Origin of the sequence: Gordoniibacillus kamchatkensis (assembly GCF_000829455.1) — a bacterium.
Lineage (GTDB): Bacteria > Bacillota > Bacilli > Paenibacillales > NBRC-103111 > Gordoniibacillus > Gordoniibacillus kamchatkensis.
This window is the reverse complement of sequence record NZ_JXAK01000004.1, coordinates 128647-149712: the sequence shown is the minus strand read 5'-3', so window position 1 is coordinate 149712 and position 21066 is coordinate 128647. Positions and strand designations below refer to the sequence as shown.

Annotated in this window: 19 protein-coding genes and 3 pseudogenes; 18 read left to right on the top strand and 4 right to left on the bottom strand. The window is 58.9% G+C overall.

Going from position 1 to position 21066, the window contains the following annotated elements:
• Positions 1-20: 20 nt before the first annotated feature.
• From SD70_RS03885 to SD70_RS37565, 10 genes and pseudogenes are all read left to right on the top strand, one after another.
• A complete protein-coding gene (locus tag SD70_RS03885) occupies positions 21-935 on the top strand; it encodes an electron transfer flavoprotein subunit beta/FixA family protein (protein ID WP_082053112.1) in 915 nt (304 codons plus the stop codon).
• A pseudogene (locus SD70_RS03880) lies at positions 872-1923 on the top strand (electron transfer flavoprotein subunit alpha/FixB family protein). The gene SD70_RS03885 and the pseudogene SD70_RS03880 overlap by 64 nt, the downstream one beginning before the upstream one ends.
• Positions 1920-3229, top strand: a pseudogene (locus tag SD70_RS03875) (FAD-dependent oxidoreductase). The pseudogenes SD70_RS03880 and SD70_RS03875 overlap by 4 nt, the downstream one beginning before the upstream one ends.
• Positions 3226-3510, top strand: a complete 285-nt coding sequence (locus tag SD70_RS03870; RefSeq protein ID WP_041045814.1) for a ferredoxin family protein — start codon at positions 3226-3228, stop codon at positions 3508-3510. Before SD70_RS03875 ends, SD70_RS03870 begins: the two are co-directional and overlap by 4 nt.
• 707 nt (positions 3511-4217) lie before the next feature.
• Positions 4218-4964 carry a hypothetical protein gene (locus SD70_RS32825; RefSeq protein ID WP_052487026.1) on the top strand — a complete coding sequence of 249 codons (747 nt, stop codon included), beginning with the start codon at positions 4218-4220 and terminating at the stop codon, positions 4962-4964.
• 287 nt (positions 4965-5251) lie between these two features.
• On the top strand, positions 5252-5914 hold the full coding sequence (locus SD70_RS03860; RefSeq protein ID WP_041045812.1) for a helix-turn-helix transcriptional regulator: 663 nt from the start codon (positions 5252-5254) through the stop codon (positions 5912-5914).
• Positions 5915-5918: 4 nt separating this feature from the next.
• Positions 5919-6722, top strand: a complete 804-nt coding sequence (locus SD70_RS03855; RefSeq protein WP_231571030.1) for an alanine racemase — start codon at positions 5919-5921, stop codon at positions 6720-6722.
• Positions 6649-7011 carry a hypothetical protein gene (locus SD70_RS37575; protein ID WP_231571029.1) on the top strand — a complete coding sequence of 121 codons (363 nt, stop codon included), beginning with the start codon at positions 6649-6651 and terminating at the stop codon, positions 7009-7011. The genes SD70_RS03855 and SD70_RS37575 overlap by 74 nt, the downstream gene beginning before the upstream one ends.
• Positions 7012-7026: 15 nt before the next feature.
• A pseudogene (locus SD70_RS37570) lies at positions 7027-7829 on the top strand (M20/M25/M40 family metallo-hydrolase); the annotation flags it as partial.
• A 72-nt stretch (positions 7830-7901) separates the two neighbouring features.
• Entirely contained in the window at positions 7902-8228 is a 327-nt protein-coding gene (locus SD70_RS37565) for a M20/M25/M40 family metallo-hydrolase (protein ID WP_394297933.1), read from the top strand.
• 210 nt (positions 8229-8438) lie between these two features.
• Here the strand turns inward: SD70_RS37565 and SD70_RS03845 are convergent, their stop codons facing one another.
• Positions 8439-8903, bottom strand: coding sequence for a RidA family protein (locus tag SD70_RS03845; RefSeq protein WP_041045810.1), 465 nt, complete (start codon positions 8901-8903; stop codon positions 8439-8441).
• A 93-nt stretch (positions 8904-8996) separates the two neighbouring features.
• Here SD70_RS03845 and SD70_RS03840 point away from each other — a divergent pair, with 93 nt between their 5' ends.
• Complete coding sequence (locus tag SD70_RS03840) at positions 8997-9302, top strand: hypothetical protein (protein ID WP_052487023.1); 306 nt, start codon at positions 8997-8999, stop codon at positions 9300-9302.
• 53 nt (positions 9303-9355) lie between these two features.
• Here the strand turns inward: SD70_RS03840 and SD70_RS03835 are convergent, their stop codons facing one another.
• From SD70_RS03835 to SD70_RS37560, 3 genes are read right to left on the bottom strand one after another with little or no spacing between them, the layout of a single operon-like run.
• Positions 9356-10957, bottom strand: a complete 1602-nt coding sequence (locus tag SD70_RS03835; protein ID WP_041045808.1) for an N-acyl-D-amino-acid deacylase family protein — start codon at positions 10955-10957, stop codon at positions 9356-9358.
• Between the two features lie 25 nt (positions 10958-10982).
• Positions 10983-11873, bottom strand: a complete 891-nt coding sequence (locus SD70_RS03830) for an alanine racemase (protein WP_231571028.1) — start codon at positions 11871-11873, stop codon at positions 10983-10985.
• Positions 11792-12109 carry a hypothetical protein gene (locus tag SD70_RS37560; protein ID WP_231571027.1) on the bottom strand — a complete coding sequence of 106 codons (318 nt, stop codon included), beginning with the start codon at positions 12107-12109 and terminating at the stop codon, positions 11792-11794. Before SD70_RS37560 ends, SD70_RS03830 begins: the two co-directional genes overlap by 82 nt.
• 337 nt (positions 12110-12446) lie before the next feature.
• On the opposite strand from SD70_RS37560, the gene SD70_RS03825 reads away from it, so the two are divergent.
• The 7 genes from SD70_RS03825 (at position 12447) to SD70_RS03795 (ending at position 21063) form a co-directional block, all read left to right on the top strand.
• Positions 12447-13487 carry a LacI family DNA-binding transcriptional regulator gene (locus tag SD70_RS03825; RefSeq protein WP_041045805.1) on the top strand — a complete coding sequence of 347 codons (1041 nt, stop codon included), beginning with the start codon at positions 12447-12449 and terminating at the stop codon, positions 13485-13487.
• Between the two features lie 486 nt (positions 13488-13973).
• Positions 13974-14996, top strand: coding sequence for a 5-dehydro-2-deoxygluconokinase (gene iolC, locus SD70_RS03820; protein WP_041045803.1), 1023 nt, complete (start codon positions 13974-13976; stop codon positions 14994-14996).
• A gap of 30 nt (positions 14997-15026) precedes the next feature.
• The gene (locus SD70_RS03815; protein ID WP_041045801.1) at positions 15027-16466 is read left to right on the top strand and encodes a CoA-acylating methylmalonate-semialdehyde dehydrogenase; all 1440 of its coding nucleotides are present in this window, start codon (positions 15027-15029) and stop codon (positions 16464-16466) included.
• 63 nt (positions 16467-16529) lie between these two features.
• Positions 16530-17309 carry an SDR family NAD(P)-dependent oxidoreductase gene (locus SD70_RS03810; RefSeq protein ID WP_041045798.1) on the top strand — a complete coding sequence of 260 codons (780 nt, stop codon included), beginning with the start codon at positions 16530-16532 and terminating at the stop codon, positions 17307-17309.
• A 147-nt stretch (positions 17310-17456) separates the two neighbouring features.
• Positions 17457-18407 (top strand): bile acid:sodium symporter family protein, encoded by a 951-nt coding sequence (locus SD70_RS03805; protein ID WP_041045796.1) that lies wholly within the window; start codon positions 17457-17459, stop codon positions 18405-18407.
• Between the two features lie 334 nt (positions 18408-18741).
• Entirely contained in the window at positions 18742-20088 is a 1347-nt protein-coding gene (locus SD70_RS03800) for an ABC transporter substrate-binding protein (protein WP_041045794.1), read from the top strand.
• A gap of 99 nt (positions 20089-20187) precedes the next feature.
• The gene (locus tag SD70_RS03795; RefSeq protein ID WP_041045792.1) at positions 20188-21063 is read left to right on the top strand and encodes a carbohydrate ABC transporter permease; all 876 of its coding nucleotides are present in this window, start codon (positions 20188-20190) and stop codon (positions 21061-21063) included.
• Positions 21064-21066: the final 3 nt, after the last annotated feature.

The following is a 21066-nucleotide window of genomic DNA, read 5'->3' as shown; positions in this document are numbered from 1 at the left end:
CGCAAGAGGAGGAGCAAAGCATGCTTCATCTTATCGTTTGCATCAAGCAAGTCCCCGACAGCAGGGAAATTCGCATCGATCCGGTTAACAACACGTTGATCCGGCAAGGCGTACCCAGCATTGTCAACTTCTATGACTTGCACGGGTTGGAAGAGGCGCTTCGCATCAAGGACGAACACGGCGCCCGGGTAACGGTTGTTACGATGGGACCGCCGCCGGCCGAAAAGGCGCTGAAAGAATGCATCTCGCTCGGCGCGGACGAAGCCGTTCTCGTCACGGACCGGAAATTTGCGGGAGCGGATACGCTGGCGACGTCATACGTGATCGCCAAGACGATTCGCAAAGTGGAGGAAGTGTGGGGGCCGGCGGATATCGTGTTTTGCGGCAAGCAGACGCTCGACGGCGATACCGGGCAAGTCGGGCCCGGCATTGCGTGCCGCCTCGATCTGGAGCAGCTCACTTACGTGGGGAAGGTGGTGCGGGTCGATCCTTCGAGCCGCAAAGTTACGGTGCACCGCTTTCTGGAAGACGGAATCGAAGTGGTCGAATCGTCCATGCCGGTGCTCATTACCGCGCTGAAGGAGCTGAATAAAGTGCGCAGAGCGCCGCTGCCGGGCATGATTCGCGCCGCCCGCTACAAGCCGTACATATGGACTACGGAAGATTTTCCCGATTTGGACGCAAGCAAGATCGGGCTGAAAGGGTCGCCGACGATCGTAAGCAAAACGTGGGTGCCCGAAGTAAGAAAAATTAACGGGCAAGCGGTCGGCGGCGAGTCGGAGAGGGAAATTGCCGGAGCGCTCGTCGAGCAGCTGTGGAAACCGGTCTGCCGGAAAAATTCGGGTGGACATCGTGAAGGGAGGGAGAGCGCATGTCTGCGAGAAGAGAAGCTGAACCGGCCCCCGATTGGTCCGATTACCGCGGCGTGCTGGTGATCGTGGAGCAGCGGGGAGGGGAAGCGAAAAAAGTGTCCTGGCAGCTGCTTGGGGAAGGGAAGCGGCTCGCCGCCAAGCTGGATGTCCAGCTGATGGCGCTGGTAATCGGGGACGATGTCGGGCATTTGGGCGGAGGAAGCGATTTATTACGGCGCGGACAAAGTGTTTTTATGCGAAGCGCCGGATGCTGAAGGCGTACCGGACAAGGCCGTACAGCCGGGTCGCGATGAAAGTGATCGGCGAGGCCAAGCCGGAAATTTGCCTGTTCGGGGCGACGGGCACCGGCAGAGATTTGGCCGGAGCGATCGCCACGCACTTGCCTACGGGGCTGACGGCGGACACGACCGAGCTCGATGTCGAACCGCCGCCCTCCCGTCTCCTGCTGGCCAGCCGCCCCGCCTTTTCCGAGAAAATGATGGCGACCATTCTGTGCAAGCAATACCGGCCGCAAATGGCGACGGCGCGCGCGGGCGTATTTCAGGCGCTGCCGCGCGATACGTCCCGCCACGGGGAAATCGTGCGAGTCCCGAACCCGCTGAGCGAAGAGCAGATTGCGACGCAGGTGCTCGATTTCATCCGGGAGCAGGGCAAAGTCAATTTGGAGGAGGCGGAAATTATCGTAGCCGGGGGCCGGGGGCTCGGGGGACCTGAGCCTTTTGCCATGCTGAAGGAGCTGGCGGACGCTCTCGGCGGGGTGGTGGGAGCTTCGCGGGCGGCGGTCGACGCGGGGTGGATCAAGCACGAGCATCAGGTCGGACAAACCGGCTGCACCGTAAGGCCGAAGCTGTATTTTGCCATCGGCATCTCCGGGGCGGTGCAGCACCTCGTCGGCATGTCGAACTCGGAAGTGATCGTGGCGATTAACAAGGATCCGGAGGCGCCGATTTTTCAGACGGCTCATTACCGTATCGTCGGGGATTTGTTCAAAATCGTGCCAGCCATCACGGCCGAAGTGAAAAAGAGACGGAAAGGAGGCGGAGGCAGATGAACGAGAAATTCGACGCGGTCGTCGTGGGAGCCGGTCCCGCCGCGCGGCGGCGGCGCTCACCATGGCCCGGGCCGGCCTCAGCGTCGTGCTGCTGGAGCGGGGCGAGTTTCCCGGCGCGAAAAACATTTTCGGCGGCGTCCTGTACCGGAAGCAGTTGGAAGACATCGTGCCCGAGTTCTGGAAAGAAAAAGGGTTCCCGATGGAGCGGCACATCGTCGAGCAGCGCATTTGGATGATGGGCAAGGAGTCCGTCGTCACGTTCGGCCACCGCAACGAAGCGTACAAACAGCCGTACAACTGCTTTACCGGGCTGCGGGTCAAGTTCGACCAATGGTTTGCCGACAAGGCGGTACAGGCCGGCGCGATCCCGGTCTACCAAACGGTGGCGACAGATGTGATCCGGGAAGGAAGCCGGGTTGTCGGCGTGAAGACGGACCGGGCGGACGGCGACCTGTACGCGAATGTCGTCGTCATCGCCGACGGCGTCAACTCGCTCCTCGGCAAAGCGCTCGGCATCCATAAGGAATGGCGGCCCGACGAAGTGTCGCTGGCGGTCAAGGAAGTGATCGCGCTGCCGAAGGAAAAGATCGAAGACCGGTTCAACCTGGAAGGCGACGAGGGCGTCACGATCGAGTTCATGGGCGAAACGACGCTGGGGATGGCCGGGATGGGCTTCCTGTACACGAACAAGGAAACACTGTCGCTCGGCGTCGGCGTTATGGTCGACCAGCTGCGGGAGAAGAAGGTGAAGCCGTACGCTCTGCTCGAAGCGGCGAAGCAGCATCCGATGATCCGCAAGCTGATTCAAGGCGGGGAGACGCTGGAATATTCCGGGCACCTCATTCCCGAAGGCGGCTACCATTCCATCCCTCCGCTGTCCGGGGACGGCTGGTGCGTCGTCGGCGACGCGGCGCAGCTCGTCAATTTCGTGCATCGGGAAGGCACCAATCTGGCCATGACGTCGGGGCGGTTCGCCGGCGAGGCGATCGTGGAGGCGAAGGGGCGGGGCGACTATTCCCGGGCTTCCCTGCAGTCGTACGACAGGAAGATCAGGAGCTCGTTCATCGAAGCCGATTTGAAAAAGTACAAAGGCATGCATCAATTGCTGAAAGAGCAAGACCCCGAGCTGCTGTTCGACAAGCTGCCGCACGCCCTGAACGAAGCCGCATATCAACTGTTTTTGGTCGATGGGCTTTCGAAGGCACAAAAACAAAAAACGGCCATAAAATTAATAAAAGATGCGGCCGGGGGAACGGTGAATTTGCTGAAGCTGGGCTACAAAGGCTGGAGGGCGATGAACGGATGAGCGAATCGATTTCCGACAAGCTGTTTACGATCCGCTACAAGTGCGACGACGTGTCTCATTTGATTATTAAAGAACGCGACAGCTGCTTGAAATGCGCGAAGAAAGACTGCAACTACTTCTGTCCGTCCGATGTGTACGAATGGGACAAAAAACAGAAGCTCACGACCGTCGCCTTCGAAAACTGCATCGAATGCGGCACGTGCCGCATCGCCTGCCCGTACGACAACATCGAGTGGGTGTATCCCAAGGGCGGCTACGGCATAACGTACAAATACGGGTGACCGAATTGCGCTGCTTGCCAAAAAAAGCGCTCCGATCCAGCGAGAGGTCGGAGCGCTTTTTTATTGTGCGCTGGGTTGGCGGCTCGGGGGCCATGTTCTTTGGCAGGGGCTTTCAGTAATTGTGCTTTTTACCGGGACTCAGACGCTACAGGCGGGTGGTGAAGAGGACAAGCTGGCATAGTTCCGTTGAGCGGAGCTATTAAGAACCGGTTCGCTCTGCAGCGTCTTAAGGGGCGTTATTAGACGCCAATTGGACGGAATGAACGTCCAGAGCCCTGTTGTTCCATAAATAACGACAAAAATTCCTATGGAGAGACTTTCGAGTCGCTAACGGACGGATTTTGCATTTTGGCTAAATATCTGCGTCCGTGAAGGCTCTAAATAGCGAACAGGGGCTTTAAAAATAAAGCGTTCGGCGTTTACTACGCGTCGAGAATTCCGATTTGGCCCATTTGAGCATTTGGCATATACCGGAATGATCAGGTTTTTTCCAAACTGCATCTTTTGCCTGCTCCGAGCCGTAGTTACAGCAAAAGCGGCGCATCGGGGGAACCGGCAAGCTGAACGCAGCCATATCGTCCAGGCCCGCACCGGTGCGAATAAGGAGCGAGTAATGCGAAAAGTTTTTCGATTCAGCGTACCAATTTTATCCTACTCTATTGTAAATTAGAGTTGTAGATTTGGATGAAATTGGGGGAGTGGATTATATGAAGTTATTACTACGGGTTTGCATGTATCCGGCTTTGATCGTGTCTCTTGCGGCATGCGGAGCCGCGGCTAAACCTGCCGCAACCATGCATAGCGAAAAGCCATCTATACAGCAAGAGGCGGCCGCTGCATCCGCGCCGGCAAGCCGGCCGTCTGGCGCCGATTCGGCAGCAGCTCCGCAAAATCAACAGGCCAACGGCAAAACCGAGAGCAGCCAGCAGCAATCCCAGCCGCAACCACAAACAACCGAGAGCAGCCAATCGCAATCCCAGCCACAGCCCCAGACGCAACCGCAATCCCGGCCGCAACCACAACCGCAATCTCAGTCCCAGCCTCAATCTCAGCCGCAGCCCCAGACGGAAACAGCGTCAACAACAGCGAAAGATACCGCAGCAGCAACGCCGGCAGCGGCGGCCAAACCGGCAGCAGACCAAAAACCGACCCAAGCTCCGGCAGAAAGCAAAAAGGAAACCGCTGTACAAATCCTTAGCGTCACTTCTCCCGTCAAACGCAATGCAAACGCTGCACTCCGTGCCAAAGTCGCGCCCGGAGCTATGGCTTCTATCGTTGTCCATTATAAAAGCGGACCCAGCAAAGCTGCCGGCCTGGAAGCGAAAAAAGCCGATGCGGACGGCAATGTCAGCTGGTCTTGGCGTGTAGGCGGCAATACCACGCTCGGCAAGTGGAGAATCACTGTGTCATCCGGCAGCGAAAGCGCAGAGACAACATTCGAGGTCGTTCATTAGAAAGAAGACCGCGGCAGTGCGACTGCCGGCTGCGGCTGCGGGATGTCCCGGGCGCGCGCTTTACGGTCGGACCAGTGCGATCTTGAGCGACTATAGAAGCATAACCTGCATGAGCGAAGGGGCGGCTGCCGCGTGCAGCCGGCTCTTTTTTCGAACAATGCCGGCAATTGATAAGAAACGGTTGACACTGCCGAGCGGAATGATCTATGCTGAGAACGAACGGCCTCTGAAAAAAAATAAGAATACAAAACAAAATGTTAGAAGATAGAAAGGAGGCATTCGATCCGATGAAGCACGTGAAAGAAGAGATGGAGTTCCTCACTTCGCTGACGAAAGGCATCGCCGCGCAATTCGGGGACAAGTGCGAAGTCGTCCTGCACGATTTGACCGGCGATTACGACCATACGATCGTCGCCATTGAAAACGGTCACATAACCGGCAGAAAAATCGGGGACAGCGGCACCAACTTGGGCCTGGAGGTGCTCCGGGGCACGGTGGAAAACGGCGACCGCTACAATTACATCACGCAGACGAAGGACGGAAGAATTCTCCGCTCGTCGTCCGTTTACATCAAAAACGCCGAAGGCAAAACGATCGGGGCGCTGTGCATCAATCTGGACATTTCCGATCTGCTCGTGGCCGAGAATACGATCCGCTCGCTGACGATGCACAGCTTCGATCAAGAGGTGAAGGAAACGTTCGTCAGCGACGTGAAGGACTTGCTCGATTACTTGCTGCAGGAATGCCACAACGAAATCGGCAAGCCGGTAGCGATGATGACCAAGGAAGACAAGTGCAAGGCCATCGAGTATCTCGACAAAAAGGGCGCTTTTCTCGTGAAAAAGGCCGGGGACAAAGTGTGCAAATACTTCGATATATCCAAATTCACCCTCTACAATTACTTGGAGGAAATTCGCTCTGCCGATAGCCAATCCAGACTGGAGGACTAACATCATGTACAACGAATTGTCAACGCCTGCAGTTATCGTCGATTTAGACATTGCGGAGCGCAACATAGCGCGCATGGCGGAGCGCCTCCGCGCCAAAGGCATCGCCCACCGTCCGCACATCAAGACGACGAAATCCGCTTATTTCGTCCGCAAGCAGCTGGCGGCGGGAGCGGCGGGCATTACGGTAGCCAAGCTGGCGGAAGCGGAAACGTTCGTCCAGCTTGGCATCGATAACATTTTGGTCGCGTATCCGATCGTCGGCGAGGACAAGCTGCGCCGGCTGGAAGCGCTGCGCAGCAAGGCGAGCATCGTCGTCACGGTGGACAGCATGGAAGCGGCCGAAGGGTTGTCCGGCGTAGGCATGCGTTCGAAGCAACCGGTCGACGTCCTCATCGAGGTGGACGGCGGCCTGCATCGCGGCGGCCGGCAGCCTGGCGCGGACACGGTCGATTTTGCCCGTGCGATATCGGCGCTGCCGGGGATTCGCCTGAAAGGAATCATGGGCTATTTCGGCACGATCTACCGCAACAAAGACGAAGAGGGCTTCCGCAAGGCGGCGCAGCACGAATCGCAGGTGCTGCGCGAGACGGCGTCGCTGCTGCGGGCGGCGGGATTTTGCGCGGATATCGTCAGCGCCGGCTCGTTCGCCGTCGGCCCTCATGTGCAACTATTTGGACGGGGTGACGGAAGTTCGGGCTGGCAACTACATTTTTTTCGACGCGTCCGGGGTTTCCATGGGGCTCGCCGCCGAGGGCGACTGCGCGCTGCGCGTCATCGCGACGGTTGTCAGCGTGCCGCTGCCGGGTAGAGCTACGATTGACGCCGGCACGAAGACGCTGACCAGCGACAAAGCCCATCACCGGGAAGGCTTCGGCATCGTGGTCGGGCAGCCGGATATCGCCATTACGGGACTGAACGAAGAGCACGGCTTCCTGCAGTTCGACCCTGCCAAAGTGCAGCTGCGGGTAGGGGACCGGATTGAAATTATACCGAACCATTCCTGCGTCATTCCGAATTTGAACAACACGATTACCGGCGTCCGTGCGGGCAAGCCGGTGGAAGCGATTGCGGTTGACGCGCGCGGTTGCAATTACTGACAAGGGGCGGCAGACATGGCGGGATATCGCGATTGGATCGACAAGGAGCGGCTGACGGAAATTTTGCGGGATCTGGTGCGCATCCCGAGCGTCAATCCGGGGTTTCCGGACGGACACGGGGAAGCGGAGGTCGCGCGCTATGTGAAAAGTTTTTTTGAGGAGCTCGGATTAAAGGCCGAGATGCAGCCGGTCGAGGCGGGCCGCGATAACGTGATCGGCACGCTGCCGGGCGCGGGAGACGCGCATTTGCTGCTGGAAGCGCATATGGATACGGTGCAGACGGCCGGCATGAGCGTCGATCCGTTCGGCGCCGCCGTCAAGGACGGCCGGCTGTACGGCCGCGGCGCTTGCGACACGAAGGCGTCGCTGGCGGCGATGCTGGCTGCGGTGGAGACGCTGGCGCGGCGCGGGGCCGTGCCTGCGGCGAACGTGCATGTGGCGGCAGTGGTCGACGAGGAGATCATGTACCGCGGCGTCGCCAAGCTGGCCGAGCACATTGAAGGCGGCCGTCTCCGCTACGATGCCGCGATTGTCGGCGAGCCGACGAATTTGAACGTGATCGTCGCCCATAAAGGCGTGGTGCGGTGCCATATCGACGTGCACGGCGTCGCCGCGCACAGCTCGACGCCGGAAAGCGGCGTGAACGCGATCGAGCATATGGCCGAGCTCGTGCTGTACTTGAAGCGAATGGCGCAGACGGAATTGCCGGCCATGCTCCATCCGCTGACGGGAGCGCCTACGCTGTGCATCAGCATGATTCAGGGAGCGTCGCTCCGAACACGGTAGCCGAGCACTGCCGCATTGCGATCGACCGCCGCACGATTCCGGGCGAGGACAGCTACGAAGTGTGGCGGGAGCTTAAGGCGCGTCTGGAAGCGTGGCAGGCGGAGATGCCCGGCATGAAGCTGGAAGTGCACGAGCCGTTCGTGCTGGACTACTCGATGGAAGTCGCGCCAGAGCACCCTTTTGTCGCAACGTTGTCGCACATCGCCGGGCAGTACCAAGCGGGCAGCGGCGTCATCGGCGCCCCGTACGGCAGCGACGCCAGCAAGCTGACGCGGGTCGACGTGCCAACCGTCGTGTTCGGTCCGGGCGATATTACGCAGGCACATACACACGACGAATGGGTCGATCTGGAGCAAGTAGCCGAGGCGGCGGCGATTTTGGTTCATACTGCGCTGCATTACGGTTCGGTCATGGACGGTCGCGGCGGCTAAGCGGACGTTCGTCTCATGGGAGGAGCCAGCCCGGACCTTGCGTATGAACATGCTGCCGTAATTGCTCTAACGGCAACTGCAGCGGCATGTTTCGGGGGAATGCCTGCTACAAGTGCCTGAAAAGCAACTGGAGAAGCAGTGGGAGCCGCTTGTCAGCAAAAATGCCGCTGTAATTGCGCAAGCAATTACAGCGGCATTTTTTGCATTGGTTTAGTCGCGGATTTCCACGATCAGTTCGATTTCCACCGGTGTATGGAACGGCAAATCGCTCGTGCCGATGGCGGAGCGGGCGTGGCGGCCGTTCTCGCCGAACACTTCGATCAGCAGGTCGGAAGCGCCGTTGATGACGTACGGCTGATCGGCAAAACCGGGAGCGCTGTTGACGAAGGCGAGCATTTTGACGATTTTGACGACGCGGTCGAGGTCGCCGAGGTAATGCTTCATGACGGCCAGGCAGTTGATGATGACTTGTCTTGCCGCCGCTTGGCCCTGCTCGATCGTCAGCTCTTTGCCGAGCTTGCCTTCGTACATCAGCACGCCGTCGATGCGGCAGTCCTGGCCGGACAAATACAGCAGGTTTCCGGTGCGATTTGCAGGAATATAGGAAAATTTCGGCTTGCCTACTTCCGGCAGCGTAATACCGAGTTCTTTCAGCTTGTTTTCGATTTGCGACATGGCAGGTGTCCTCCTAAGAGTTAAAAGAATTTAAGTTTCCTTGCAATCAAAACCTTGCTAAAATAATAAGTATCCATCGCAAAGGAGCGATTCATGTTGAATGAAGAGCTGACACAGCTTTTGCGTTCCGTTATTCGGGAAGAGCTCGTTCCGGTTCACGAGCGCCTGGACCGTATGGACGGCCGTCTCGACCGGGTGGAGGGACGCCTCGACCGGATGGAGGGACGTCTCGACCAAGTAGAAAGCCGCCTCGACCGGATGGAATCGGAACAGCAAATCATCAAGCAGGCTGTGCTGGAGACGAATGAAGCGGTACAGCGGCTTGAGGCCATTCAAGAACAACAGCACCGCATCATCGAAATGTTATCCGCCCGCTCGATTGAGCATGAGCTGCGCTGAAACGAATCAAATAATCCTTATAACCGCCGCAAGGCGGTCTTTTTTTTGCTAGCTCAATGGCAGCAGTGCTGTGCCGTTATGAAAGTGCCGCTCCTCGCGTGCGTATGCTTGCCGTGCTCAATCGCCGTCTTCCCCGCGACGAGCACTTTCGATATGCCGGCCGGGTACTGGCGCGGCTCCTGGAACGTGGCGGTATCCTGAATCGCCAGCGGATCGAACACGACGACATCGGCCGCATAGCCGGGAACGAGCAGCCCGCGTTTGCCCAGCTTGAACCTTTGCGCGGGGAACGAGGTGATTTTGCGGACGGCCTGCTCGAGCGATAGCACGCGGTCGTCCCGCACGTATTTGGCGAACACGCGGGGGAACGAGCCGTACAACCGGGGATGCGGCCTGCCGGTTTCGCAGTGCAAGCTGTCGGAAGCGATCAGCGACTTTTCATAGCCGACCACTTGCCGCACATCGTCGTCGGACATAAGGAAGTAGACGATCGACACTTTGCCTTGCTCGCTGATAAGCAGATCCATCATGCAGTCGGCCGGGTGCTGGCCGCGCAGCTCGGCGATTTCCTGCATGTGCTTGCCTTCCAGGGCGCGGTTCTCTTCGGTTTGCACCGACGAAACGTAAATGCTCTGCCATCCCGTCGAGCACAGCAAATTGTCCCAATCGGTCTGCTCGTGCGCCAGCTCTTCCTTGATGCGGGCCCGTACGCTCGGCTGCTTAAGCGCTTCGATCGTACGCTCGATGCCGCCTTCCAGCGTCCATGGAGGAAGCACCGTGGTCATCATGGTCGAGCTTGCCGAGTAGGGGTATACGTCGCACGTTACATCCATGCCGCGGGCGCGGGCGTCTTCGATAATTTCCAGCGCCTCCTGCACTTGTCCCCAATTGCGCTTGCCCGCCGCCTTCAGGTGGCTGATGTGCAGCGAAATGCCGGCTTGCTCGGCGATCCATACGACCTCGCGCACGGAAGGGATCAGGCTGTTGCCTTCGCCGCGAATGTGAGTGGAGAGCAGCCCGCCGTATTTCGGCAGCACTTTGCACAGCTCGGCGAGCTCCTCCTTGGCCGTATAGCTTCCCGGCGCGTAGAGCAAGCCGATCGACAAGCCGATCGCGCCCGCCTTCATGCCGTCTTCCAGCAGCTCTTTCATGCGCGCCAGCTCTTCCTTGGTCGCCGGGCGGTTGTCGAAGCCCATCACCGCGATGCGCAGCGCGCCGTGGGCCACATAAGTGGCGACGTGCTCGGCCGGACTCGAGCGGGCGACGAAAGCCATGTACTCGGCGACCGTTTCCCACGGCCATTGCCATTTGGTGCTGCCGAGCACGGGCTGGATGTAATTTTGCAGCGTGCTCAGCCTTTCCATGCTCACCGGTGCGGGCGCAAGTCCGCAGTTGCCCAGCACCTCGGAAGTGACGCCTTGCTGCAGCTTGATTTCGCTGAGCGGGTAATCGATGATCATCAGATCGGAATGGCAGTGCCCGTCGATAAAACCGGGAGCGATGACCTGGCCGCCGACATCGACGACGCTTGCGGCTTCTTGGTCGACATAGCCGACTCGGGCGATTTGACCGTCCTTGATCCCGACATCGCCGCGAAACCAGGGATTGCCTGTGCCGTCTACGATTTTTCCGTTTTTGAGAATGAGGTCGAGCACGGGTTGATCCTCCCTTAGATGTTAATCATTCCAGCATGCCGCGCGCGGCGACTGCGATGGCGCGATAACGGCCGTTCTCGTGCAAGTACACCCGGTTGTGCAAATTGACCGTGCTGCAAATATGGTTTGGAACGATGCGCACACGGCTGCCGATAGTCAGACCGTCGCCGGCTTGCGCGCGAATCATGCCGTGCTCCTCGGTAAGCCGCTCCAGCATTGCCTCGGGGGCTGCCGGGATATAGCCGAATCCGCTCAGGTTCAGCGGCTCTTTGTCCGGCTGCACGTCGGTGGCGAATGTCTTGCTGCCGCCGTCGATGATGGCCAGCGTATCGCTTGGTCTGCTCACGACGGTGGCCAATACGGAGGCGGCGCAATCGTCCAGCGAGCAGACGCCAAGCTTCGCCTGCATCCGGTCGTAAAAAATGTACGTTCCGGGGCGCACCTCGGTCACGCCTTCCACTTCGCCGGCATAAAGAGCGGTCGGCGTGGAGCCGACGCTGACTTCGCGCACGGGAACGCCTTGCGCCCGTATCTGCTCCGCCAAGGCGACCATAAGCCGCCCTTCTTCGTGCCCCGCGCTCCGCAAATCGAGCGTCGGCTTGCCGTCCAGCAAATTGCCGCGGAACGTGTAAATGCCGTCCAGGTCCAGGTGCGGCAGCCCGTGAATGAGCTGCGCCAGCTTGACCGCTTGTTCGTACGGGACGCCGGTGCGCCTGAGCCCGCAGTCGATCTCGAGCCGCACGCGCAGCGTGGTGCCGCGCCGGGCGGCGGCTTCCTCCATGTTTCGCGCGCCCGCTTCGCTGTCGACGCCGACGCATAACCGAATCCGTTCGCTCAGCCGCAAAGCTCTTTCCATTTTCGCGGCGGTGACGAGCGGATAAGCGACGAAAACGTCGTCAATCCCGTGGTCCGCCATGACCTCCGCTTCGGAAATTTTGGCCACGGTGATGCCGCTGCGCCGGCCGCAATTTGCGCCGCAGCAAATTCCGGGATTTTGTGCGTTTTGGCGTGGGGTCTGAGTCGAACGCCGAGGCGCTGCACGGCTTCCGCCATGCGGCGAATGTTGGCCTGCATGATCGATGCGTCGATGACGAGGCAAGGCGTCTCGAGCTGCTGTTCTTCAAACGTCGGTTGCTGATCAGGATGCCCCATACCGGCACCTCCTTTGCATCGTTGCAAGATTTCAGGCTGCCCGAGAAAGTAGGGCTGCGCTGCGGATTGGGAATGCGGGTCTCCGCCTTTCTCGGGCAGCCTCAAGATGTAAGAGTGCATGGGGATGCATCTGCCATGATAGTAACATAAACCGGCGGCGGTTCAAACAAAAAGTTTGGCATCATAACAAAAAGTGTGTGAAGTCGACCTCGCAGGCTGCGCGCGGACACAACCGGCCGGCCGAGCTCCGCACCGATCGGCGCAAGCCGCTGTGGCGCACAGGCGAACAAACTGTTTATAATGGGGAAAACGCCGAAAGCCTGCGAGGAGAACGACTGTGCCGACGATCAAAGATATTGCCAGCGCCGCCGGAGTGTCGGTGGCCACGGTCTCTTATGTGCTCAACGATACCCGTTACGTCAGCCCGGACAAGAAAGAGCGCGTGCTCCGCGCCATCCGGGAGCTGAACTATGTGCCGAACGCCGTCGCCCGCGGCCTTCGCGTGCGCGAAAGCAAGACGATCAGCCTGATCGTGTCGGACATCACCAACCCGTTTTACCCGGACGTGGCCAAAGCTTGCGAGGACTACGCCCGCGAATTCGGCTATACGGTCAATATGGTGAACACGGGCGACGACCCGCAGCGGCTCGCCGGGGCGCTCGAGCAGCTGCGCAAAGGCAAGGTGGACGGCGCCATCGTCACGACGGCGATGGAAGCGGACCGCGAGCTGCTGCGGCAGCTCATGGAGGAGGGCTACCCGATTGTGGTTGCGCACCGGCCGCTGGAACGTTTTGCAGGGGATATGGTCGTGTCCGACAACTACCGGGGCGGCGTGCTGGCGGCAAACCATTTGCTCGGGCTCGGGCATACGCGCATTGCGCTGATGACGGGCGTCCCGGGCTCGACAGTCAGCCTCCTCCGCGAGCAGGGATACGAGGATGCGATGCGCGAGGCGGGGGTAGAGGTACGGCCGGAATGGCTTATATCCGGTGAGGCGAAATATGCTCCCAGCTTTCAGGCGACACGCGCTTTGCTTCAGTTGCCGCAGGACATTCGCCCCACTGCCGTCATTAACATTTCCGACATCGGCGCCCTGGGAATTTTGGATGCGGCGTACGATTTGGGGGTGGAGGTGCCGGGCGAGCTGGCGGTCGTCGGCTTCGACGATCTGTTTATCGCGGCCAGCCGCTGCGTGCAGCTGACAACGGTCAAAATTCCGCGCTACGAGATCGGGCGTACGGCGACGGAGCTGCTGTTGAAGCGGATCGCCGGCGGCAAGCCGGAGCGTTCCGAGCTGCTCACGCTGCCGGTCGAGCTTGTCGTGCGGCGCACGTGCGGTTCGCAAACAAGCGAGTATAACGTTTCTGAAGAAACGTAACTACACGGTGCTGCCACGGAAGTCCCGGTCATGGAAGTAAATTGGACTACAGGTACGTTATCTGTGACAAAACGGCGTGTTTTCTCCTCGAGGGACACAGAAGACGTTATTTCAGGGAAAACTCCTCCGTTTCCAGCTTGAGACGCCAAATAAAAGATTTCCTGTCCACTGCAACGTCCACACAAGAAAAAAAGACCTAATAAAGGATTCTCGGTCCGTTCGAGTGCAGCTTCCCGCCGATGGTCCCCGCACGAATATGCTCGAGACAAGGGAAAGATGCGCCCGGCCGGGCAACTCCCGAATTTCCGGTCTTTTGTACGAACGTTAATTTGGGAACATTCTACCTGCCAGCCCCTTCTCCAACAAGTTAAAAATGCGTTATTGTTTGCCGATTTACGGCATGGTATGATCACGTTGCAAGTTTCATCTAATCGATTAGATGGACTAAGTTTGCCCATTTCCGATGCGAAGAGGAGGAAACTTCCCATGAAAATTGCTCGTCCCGGTCCCGGCAAAGCTTTAGATCTGCTAGCTATCGGACGGCTGTGCATCGATCTGAACGCCAACGAAATTCACCGCCCGATGGAAGAGACGCGCTCGTTCACCAAATACGTCGGCGGTTCGCCGGCCAACATCGCTATCGCCGCCGCGCGCCTCGGGCTCCGCACCGGATTTATCGGCAGAGTGTCGGACGACCAGTTCGGACGGTTCATTCGCGATTACCTGGAGCGCGAGCGCATCGACACGGGCTCCGTTGTGACGGATCGGCCGGGCACGGTAACGGGGCTGGCGTTTACGGAAATTTTATCGCCCGAGCAATGCAGCATCCTGATGTACCGCGAAGGCGTCGCCGACCTCAATCTGGAACCGGCGGACGTAGCGGAGAGCCAGATATCGTCCGCGCGGGCGCTGCTCGTTTCCGGCACGGCGCTGGCCCGAAGCCCGTCGCGGGAAGCGGTGTTCCGGGCGGTGGAGCTGGCGCGCAAGCACGGCGTCGCCGTTATGTTCGATATCGATTTCCGGCCTTATACGTGGGCGAACGCCGCGGAAATTTACACGTACTGCCGTCTTGTCGCCGAGAAAAGCGATGTCATTTTCGGCGGGCGCGAGGAGTTCGACCTGCTGGAGCGATTTCCCGGCGAGACGGCGCAGCCGGCTGGCGGAGAGGACGACGCGACGGCCCGCGAGTGGCTGGAACGATCGGCTGAGCTCGTCGTCATCAAGCACGGAGGCAGGGGCTCCAAGGCTTATGCCCGCGGCGGCAGTGTATGGCAAGCCGGCATTTTTCCGGCGCAGGTGGTCAAGACGTTCGGGGCGGGCGACTCGTTTGCCGGAGCTTTCATCTACGGCTTGCTCAGCGGCTGGGACATCCCCCGCTGCCTCGCTTACGGCAGCGCCTCGGCGAGCATCGTCGTATCGAGCCACAGCTGCTCGGACGCGATGCCGACGCTGGAGCAGATCGAGCAATTGCTGGCAAAGCACCAAAGTCCTTACGCACCGAAGTCATAAGAGAATAGCGAGAACCGGAGGGAATGCAGCATGACACGATTGAAAAATTTCATCGGCGGCGCTTGGGTCGAGTCGAGCGCTGCGAAGACGGAGCCGGTGCCGAATCCGGCTACCGGCGAAGTGATGGCGCACGTTCCTCTATCCACGGGCGACGACGTGGCACAGGCCGTGCGCGCCGCGCAGAAGGCGTTCCGCGAATGGAGCCGGGTGCCGGTTCCCCGCCGCGCTCGTCTCATGTTTCAATATCAGCAGCTGCTCGTGAAGCATCGGGACGAGCTGGCTGCGCTGATCACGCAGGAGAACGGCAAAAGCTTGACCGAAGCGCAAGGCGAAGTGCTGCGCGGCATCGAGTGCGTGGAATTTGCCGCGGGGGCGCCGACGCTGCTGATGGGCAGCGCCCTGCAGGGAATCGCGACAGGGCTCGATTCGAGCATGTACCGGTACCCGCTTGGGGTTGTCGCAGGCATTGCGCCGTTTAATTTTCCGATGATGGTGCCGTGCTGGATGTTTCCGCTCGCCATCGTATGCGGCAATACGTTCGTGATGAAGCCGTCCGAACGGACGCCGCTGACCGTGAACCGGCTGGCGGAGCTGCTGCAGGAAGCGGGGCTGCCGGACGGCGTGTTCAATATCGTTCACGGCGCGCACGATGTTGTCAACGGCTTCATGTCCGCTCCGGAAGTCAAAGCCGTGTCGTTCGTCGGGTCGCAGCCGGTGGCCGAATACGTGTACAAGACGGCGGCCGCGCACGGCAAGCGCGTACAGGCGCTGGCCGGGGCGAAAAACCACTCCATCGTCATGCCTGACGCCGATCTGAACCTGGCCGTCAAGGAAATCGTCAACGCTTCCTTCGGCTCCGCCGGCGAACGCTGCATGGCGTGCTCCGTCGTCGTGGCCGTCGGCGATATCGCGGATGCGCTCGTGCAGCGGCTGCGCGAAGCGGCGCAGGCGATTCGGATCGGCAACGGGCTGGAGCCGGACGTGTTTCTCGGCCCGGTCATCCGCGATGCCCATAAGGCAAGAACGCTCGGCTACATTGAGAAGGGCCAGTCCGAGGGGGCTGAGCTGATCCTCGACGGCCGCGGAGCGGCAGAGGAGCGGGACGGGTATTTCGTCGGCCCGACGATTTTCGATCGGGTAGACCCCGGGATGACGATATGGCGCGACGAGATTTTTGCCCCGGTGCTTTCCGTCGTGCGTGTGGAGACGTTGACCGAGGCGATCGAGCTGGCGAACCGGTCGGAATTCGCCAACGGCGGCTGCATCTACACGAACAGCGCGAAGGCGATCCGCGAGTTCCGGGACACGATGGATGCCGGGATGCTGGGCGTCAATGTCGGCGTGCCGGCGCCGATGGCGTTCTTCCCGTTTTCCGGCTACAAGAAGTCGTTCTATGGCGATTTGCACGCGAACGGCCGGGACGGCGTCGAGTTTTACACGCGCAAAAAGATGCTGGTGGAGCGCCATTAAACGCGGTTGATCATTTACCGGGTTAACGGTCCGTATTGTAAAATAATCAAGGAGGACGACCAAATGAACATGTTCGATCTGACAGGAAAGAAAGCGATGGTTACCGGAGCAAGCCGCGGGCTTGGCCGCGGGATGGCGACAGGGCTCGCCAAGGCGGGCGCGGAAGTCGTCATTGTCGATTTGGCGGAAGACGCCGAGGAAGCGGCCCGCGACATTGCCAAGACAGTCAGCGAATATACGGGCAAACCGGCTGCCATTCATGCGGTGCGCGGCAACTTGCTCGACCGGGCCGACCGCGCGCGCGTGTTTGAGGAAGGGCTGCAAAAGCTGGGCGGGCGCATCGACATTTTGATGAATAACGCTGGCATTCACGACCGCCGCTCTTGTCTCGACCTGCCGCTGGAAGCGTGGGATCAGGTGCTCGAAATCAACATCAGCGCCGTGTTCGATCTGTGCAAGCGCGCCGGCGAGAAGATGGTCGCCCAAGGCTCCGGCAAAATCATCAACACCGCCTCGATGCTCAGCTTTATCGGCGGCTTCAACGCTACCGCTTATGCCGTCAGCAAAGGCGGCGTCGCGCAGCTGACCAAGTCGCTGTCCAACGAATGGGCGGGCCGCGGCATCCAGGTGAACGCGATAGCGCCGGGCTATATGGCGACGACGATGAACCAGGACTTGTTGCAGGATCAGGTGCGGCTGCCGCAAATTTCGGCGCGCATTCCCGCCGGCCGCTGGGGGACGCCGGAAGACGTGGAGGGCATCACGATTTTCCTCGCTTCTTCGGCTTCCAACTACATTACCGGCGCGGTCATTCCGGTCGACGGAGGCTACCTGGGCCGGTAACGGACGGGCATGACGATCCCGCAGCCAGCAATCGCCGATGTCCAGGCCAAAAAGAGAGTCCGGGCTCCGCAAAGTGTTGTGAATTTTAACTTACCGTAGTAAAATAACTAAATTATTTATAGCATAAACAACAGGAGAGAGGACATCATGAACGCAGTAGAAAAAGTCAGCAGCTTTGTCGGCAAAACGTTTTCGCTTTGGGTGATTTTGTTTGCCTGTCTCGGCTTCTTTGCGCCGCACCTGTTCACCGGCCACAAATCGTGGGTTTCGCCGCTTCTGGGCGTCGTCATGTTCGGCATGGGCCTGACGCTGTCCGCAGCCGATTTTCGCGAAGTGTTCCGCCGCCCGAAGGACGTCGCTATCGGCGTGATCGGGCATTACCTGATCATGCCTTCCATCGCTTATTTGCTCGCCGTCGTTTTGAAGCTTCCGCCGGAAATTGCCGTCGGCGTCATCCTGGTCGGCTGTTGCCCAAGCGGTACCGCCTCCAACGTCATGACGTTCCTGGCCAAAGGGGATGTGGCGCTCGGAGTGTCGATCGCTTCCGTCTCCACCGTCATCGCGCCGTTCGCCACCCCGGCCCTCATCTCGGTGCTCGCCGGCAAATGGATGGATATTAACGCGAAGTCGTTGTTCATGGACATTGTTCAAGTAGTGATACTGCCTATCGTCCTAGGCATTATTGTGAAAGCCTTGTTCCGCAAGCAAGCCGCGGCCAGCGTCAAAGCGTTGCCGCTCATTTCCACGATTGCGATCGTGCTCATTGTGGCCATCGTCGTCGGCTTGAACCAGCCCAAAATTTTGTCCAACGGGCTGCTCATATTCGCCGCCGTCATTCTCCACAATTTGCTAGGCTACTTGCTCGGATATTTTTTCGCCAAGCTGTTCGGCATGGACCTGGCCAAGCGCAAAGCGGTTACGCTCGAAACCGGGATGCAAAACTCGGGCCTGGGAGCCGCTTTGGCTGCCGCTCATTTTAGCCCGCTGGCAGCCGTGCCGAGCGCTCTGTTCAGCGTATGGCACAACTTGTCGGGTTCGATGCTGGCTACCTGGTTTGCGCGCAGAACCGGCGATAAGAACAATCAGCCGTCAGCCTGAAAAAGCCCGCGCCATCCGGGACCGCGGCACACATAGCGGCGAATCAAAAGAGGCAGTCCGGACGCGGCATTCGCGTCCCGGGCTGCCTTTTTGCATGCAATACTCCTTGACTGTGCGTTATCGATGTTGAAACTTCGTTATATCGAACGCGGTTGCAATCGTTTACAATTTGAACTACAGCGGAACATGGACAACCTAGTAGAAAAGCGTTAGGCTGCCCGAGAAAGTATGGCTGCACTGCGGATTGGGAAAGCGGGTCTCCGCCTTTCTCAGCAGCCTGAAGCTTGCTTGCCGATGTTCCGGCCATTCAATGCTACAGGAGGGGTACAGACACATGAAAAACCGATTGAACCGCGTGCTGAGCATCGGTCTTGTCGCTTCGATGTCTATGGGGCTTCTGGCTGCCTGCGGAAGCGGCGGCAATGCGCAGCCGAAAGCTCAGGAGCCGGCGAAAGGCACTGACACTAAAGCCGCAGCCAAACCGTTCGAAGGCAAAAAGCTGACTATCGTGCTGGCCAACCACCCGTGGGGGGACGCGATTAAAGCCTTGCTCCCGCAGTTTGAAGAAAAAACCGGGATGAAGGTCGATGTGCAAAGCTTCTTCGAGGATCAGCTGTCGCAGAAATTGACCGTGCAGTTCACGGCGGGTTCGGCAACGCCGGACGTATTCATGTACCGCCCGCTGCAGGAAGCGAAGCTGTACTACAAGAACGGCTGGATCGCGCCGCTTGACGAATATGCCAAGAAAGACGCTGACTACGATCTCGCCGATTATTCCAAGGCGTCGATCAGCACGGTGACGGTAGACGGCAAGCTGTCCGGCATTCCGACCATCACCGAGCAGCACATTTTGTACTACCGCAAAGATTTGCTCGAAAAGGCGGGCATTCCGGTTCCGAAAACGATGGACGAACTGGAAGCAGCGGCGAAAAAGCTGAACGATCCGAAGAACGAAATGTACGGTTTCGTCGCCCGCGGCCAGCGTTCCGCGCTTGTGACGCAAGTAGGCTCGTTCATGTACTCCGAGGGCGCCGACTTCATGAAGGACGGCAAGGCGACGATCAATACGCCGGAAGCGATCAAAGGCATGACGATCTACACGAATCTGCTGAAAAATTACGGCCCTCCAGGGGTGCTGAACATGTCGTGGCCGCAAGCGATCGGCGTGTTCGCGCAAGGCAAAGCGGCATTCTTCGCCGATGCGAACTCGATCTACAAAAACGCCATCGATCCGGAGAAATCGAAAGTGGCCGACAAAGTCGGTTACGCGCAGTTCCCGGCGGGCAGCAAAGGCTCGCAGCCGTATAACGTAACGTCGTGGGGCCTGGCGATGAACTCCAAAGCGGCTAACAAAGACGCGGCTTGGGAATTCATCAAATGGGCGACGAGCAAGGAAATTACGCTGCAGACGCAAAACAAAGGCAACCCGGGCGCTCGCTTGTCGGTATGGGACAAGCCGGAAGGCATCGCCGCCTTCCCGAAAGAGTGGGCCGCTGTTGCGAAAGAAGAGCAGAAGGGCGGCGTCGACCACTCCTTGCCGCCGGTTAACAACGTAGGCGAAGCGCGCGACATTATCGGCGCGGTCGTGCAAAAGGCGCTGACGGGCGAAGACATCAAAGCTGCCGCCGATCAGGCGAACAAAGACTTCCAAGCGCTCATCGACAAGGAAAACGGCAAGTAAGCAAGACGAATAGAAGTGGATGCGGGGATGTGTCCCGGTGCGCGGGCGCATCCCCTCATTCCTACAGAGAGGGCTTCGATCGGAAAGGGATGATTTGGAATGCCGACAAACTGGTTCGACCGCAATTTGAAATGGATTTACACCTTGCCTGCGGTGCTGTTTGTTCTGCTTATGATGGTGTTTCCTATTTTATATACGGTGAGAATCAGCTTCTACGAATGGAGCATGTCGGCCACGACACCTCCGAAATGGGTATTTCTCGCCAATTACAAAGCGCTTTTAACCGACAGCCGCTTCTGGCACGCGGTACAAAGCACCATTGTGTTCACCTTCGGTTCGATTAGCGTAGAGACTGTGCTTGGCGTCGCTATCGCCTTGCTGCTATTCCGCGACTTTTTTGGCAAAAATATAGTAAAGACGCTGTTCTTGCTGCCCATGGTAGCAACTCCGGTGGCGATGGGCCTCGTCTGGCTGCTCATTTACGAGCCGTCGATCGGCATTGCCAACACGCTTCTGAAAATGTTAGGGCTGCCGCCGCAGCTGTGGATCGCTTCGCCGACGCAAGTGCTTCCGTCCCTGATGGTGATCGATATTTGGGAATGGACACCGATGATTTCCTTGATCGTTATGGCCGGTTTATCGACTTTGCCGTCGGAGCCGTACGAAGCCGCCGAAGTGGACGGCGCGTCCGCCTGGCAAAGACTGTGGCACATTACGCTGCCGCTGCTGCGCCCGACTATTATTGTGGCCTTTATGCTGCGGTTGATCGACGTTCTGAAGACGTTCGATATCATCTATGCAACAACGCAAGGCGGGCCTAACAACGTATCCGAAACGCTGAATATTTACGGGTATACACTCGGTTTCCAATACTTTAAGCTGGGCATGGCCTCGTCGCTGCTCGTCATCTTCTTTGCGCTGGTGATGGGAGCTACATTGCTCATGGTCTGGATTCGCAGAAGACTGGAGGCGTAAAGC

Coding starts and splice junctions, on each gene's coding strand:
- SD70_RS03830 (WP_231571028.1), bottom strand. CDS start 11,873: ATGGCGGACCACGGGATTGACGACGTTTTCGTCGCTTATCCGCTCGTC.
- SD70_RS37575 (WP_231571029.1), top strand. CDS start 6,649: ATGGGGCTCGCCGCCGAGGGCGACTGCGCGCTGCGCGTCATCGCGACG.
- SD70_RS03885 (WP_082053112.1), top strand. CDS start 21: ATGCTTCATCTTATCGTTTGCATCAAGCAAGTCCCCGACAGCAGGGAA.
- SD70_RS37565 (WP_394297933.1), top strand. CDS start 7,902: ATGCCCGGCATGAAGCTGGAAGTGCACGAGCCGTTCGTGCTGGACTAC.
- SD70_RS03810 (WP_041045798.1), top strand. CDS start 16,530: ATGAACATGTTCGATCTGACAGGAAAGAAAGCGATGGTTACCGGAGCA.
- SD70_RS03800 (WP_041045794.1), top strand. CDS start 18,742: ATGAAAAACCGATTGAACCGCGTGCTGAGCATCGGTCTTGTCGCTTCG.
- SD70_RS37560 (WP_231571027.1), bottom strand. CDS start 12,109: ATGGGGCATCCTGATCAGCAACCGACGTTTGAAGAACAGCAGCTCGAG.
- SD70_RS03860 (WP_041045812.1), top strand. CDS start 5,252: ATGAAGCACGTGAAAGAAGAGATGGAGTTCCTCACTTCGCTGACGAAA.
- SD70_RS03840 (WP_052487023.1), top strand. CDS start 8,997: ATGTTGAATGAAGAGCTGACACAGCTTTTGCGTTCCGTTATTCGGGAA.
- SD70_RS03855 (WP_231571030.1), top strand. CDS start 5,919: ATGTACAACGAATTGTCAACGCCTGCAGTTATCGTCGATTTAGACATT.
- SD70_RS03845 (WP_041045810.1), bottom strand. CDS start 8,903: ATGTCGCAAATCGAAAACAAGCTGAAAGAACTCGGTATTACGCTGCCG.
- SD70_RS03805 (WP_041045796.1), top strand. CDS start 17,457: ATGAACGCAGTAGAAAAAGTCAGCAGCTTTGTCGGCAAAACGTTTTCG.
- SD70_RS32825 (WP_052487026.1), top strand. CDS start 4,218: ATGAAGTTATTACTACGGGTTTGCATGTATCCGGCTTTGATCGTGTCT.
- iolC (WP_041045803.1), top strand. CDS start 13,974: ATGAAAATTGCTCGTCCCGGTCCCGGCAAAGCTTTAGATCTGCTAGCT.
- SD70_RS03795 (WP_041045792.1), top strand. CDS start 20,188: ATGCCGACAAACTGGTTCGACCGCAATTTGAAATGGATTTACACCTTG.
- SD70_RS03870 (WP_041045814.1), top strand. CDS start 3,226: ATGAGCGAATCGATTTCCGACAAGCTGTTTACGATCCGCTACAAGTGC.
- SD70_RS03815 (WP_041045801.1), top strand. CDS start 15,027: ATGACACGATTGAAAAATTTCATCGGCGGCGCTTGGGTCGAGTCGAGC.